Source organism: Pseudomonas sp. KCJK9016, from assembly GCF_046231795.1.
GTDB lineage: Bacteria > Pseudomonadota > Gammaproteobacteria > Pseudomonadales > Pseudomonadaceae > Aquipseudomonas > Aquipseudomonas bananamidigenes.
In genome coordinates this window covers 1-434 of sequence record NZ_JBJJMM010000075.1, presented here as the reverse complement: position 1 = coordinate 434, position 434 = coordinate 1, and the positions used below count along the sequence as shown (strand labels likewise).

Sequence of the window (434 nt, the reverse complement as noted above, 5' to 3'; positions counted from 1 at the left end):
GCGGCCTGGATGTGAACGGCGGCGAACTCACCGTCTACGAGAAAAACCTCAGCACTGGCAGTGCGCCGGATGCCACCGCGCTGACCCAAAGCGGCACGTTCACCATCACTGCTTTGGATGGAGTGACCACGTTGACCGTGGGCGGTATCGCCGTCGTCACCAACGGCGTGGCCGCAGGCTTTCCGCAATCGGTGACCACGCCATTGGGCAGCACGCTGACGATTACCGGGTTCAATGCCACGACCGGCGTTGTCAGTTACAGCTACACCCTCGACCACAACGACGCACACCCAACTGCCAACGGCGCCAACACCCTGAGCGAACAGTTCGCCGTCACCGTGGTGGATGACAACGGCACCACCGCCAATGCCAGCCTCGACGTCAACATCGTCGACGACCTGCCAAAAGCCGTAAACGACAGCAACGCCGGCACT

General features: G+C 62.0%; 1 protein-coding gene. It reads left to right on the top strand.

Going from position 1 to position 434, the window contains the following annotated elements:
* Positions 1 to 434: hypothetical protein (locus ACK6BI_RS28045; protein ID WP_409319668.1), on the top strand; the 434-nt coding region annotated here is incomplete at both ends.